The 1,485-nt window shown below is 69.1% G+C and carries 1 protein-coding gene; it reads right to left on the bottom strand.

Annotation, left to right across the window (positions count from 1 at the left end):
• Positions 1 to 1,485 (bottom strand): IS1634 family transposase (locus tag AB0I81_RS64020; RefSeq protein ID WP_360680712.1); only part of this gene is annotated, 1,485 nt, incomplete at both ends.

Below are 1,485 nucleotides of genomic sequence, written 5' to 3'. Positions count from 1 at the left end.
AGATCCAGGAGGTGGAGTTGGAGGTCGGTGGGTTGCGGGATGGCCGGGGGTGACTGGCCGGTGCCTGGGATCAACCGGATGCCGGCCAGCGCGTCGAGGATGAGCTTGCCGGTGGGAACGGCGGGACGTCCGGCGTACAAGCCGTTGACCTTGGTCTTGTCCTGGGCGGCCAGGGCATGGCGAACCTGGCGCTCGATCAGGCAGAAGATGAGCAGGGCCAGGCAGATCACGGTGATCAGCGCGTTGATGCGGCGGTTGTTCTTCAGATACAGGTGGCTGACGGCCAGCGGACCCTTGAACGCCTGGTGGCGGCGTTCAACGGCTTCTTGTCCTTTGTAGTGGCGCAGGACCTGTTCGGCGTCGGCGGTGTCGGGGTCGAGGTTGGTCAGCAGGGCGTACCAGCCGTCGGTGGCGGCTTCGGCCTCGATCGCGTTCTGGTCGAAGTTCCAGGTCAGAGTGGGTTTGCCGGTGACTGGATCGGTGCCGGTGACCGCGATCAGGTAGGTGGTCACCCGCCGGGCGCGGCCGATGGCGGTGACACGGTCGGCGACCGCTTGCTCGCTCGGGTAGTGGCGTCCGCCCAGTCCGCGTTCCAGGCGTGCCAGGTCGTCGCGGGCGCGCTCGAGTTTCTTGGCCCGGGCGGTGGCCGCGGCCTGGGCACGGGCCGAGGAGTGCACGAAGATGCGGCGCAGGGCCAGGATCGGATCCTTCTTGCGCGGCCCGGCCAGTGTCATGTCGTCCTCGGCCACGTGCCAGGTGCCGCGCCGCTCGGCGTCCTTGCCGGCGTCGCGGGCGGAGACGTAGTCCACCACTTGGGCCTTCTCCAGCCGCTGTTCGGCCGGCACCTCGGCCGGTACGTAGGTCTTGGAGGCCGGGGCGATGAAGGCCACACCATCGGTGGCCATCGCGGCCAGGTTCGCATACGAGATCAGCTTCGAATCGCCGATCATCAGCATCGGCTGGGGGCCGGCCAGGCGCTGCAGCGCCTGCATCGCCGGTATGACCTGGCTGACCTCGCCGGCACCGCCGTCATAGGCGCGGTGAAAGACCGGGACCGCCCCGTCGGAGCTGACCGCGAGCCCGGCCTGGATCTGTTTGAGATCCGGCCGGCGGTCTTTGGGATGGCCGAACTTCGGCGTGGCGAAGCCAGGCTCGGCCTGCTCGTAGTCGCCCTGCAGCGAGATCGAGGTGAGATCCCAATGCAGGCGCCTCACCTCGATGCCGAACGCCTCGATCGCGGCCAGCCCGACCGAGCCGGCCAACTGGTCCAGGTGCGGGGCGATGGCATCCAACGCGCGGCCGATCCGGTCATCGTTGAGCAGGGCGGGCTCTACCCCGAACGCCTCGCCCACCGCCCAGGTGCGCGCCCACTCCTGCACGTGCACCAGCGGCGCAGGAGAGGTCAGCCGGTTGGCCACCAGCACCTCGATCACCTGCCCATGCGTCAACTCGGCCACGTCCCGCACCGGGCAGGCCGCATCCACC

Source organism: Nonomuraea sp. NPDC050404, from assembly GCF_040655495.1.
In the GTDB taxonomy this organism is placed as follows: Bacteria; Actinomycetota; Actinomycetes; order Streptosporangiales; family Streptosporangiaceae; genus Nonomuraea.
Note: the sequence above shows the minus strand (reverse complement) of the source record. Positions and strands in the feature narration are given on the sequence as shown.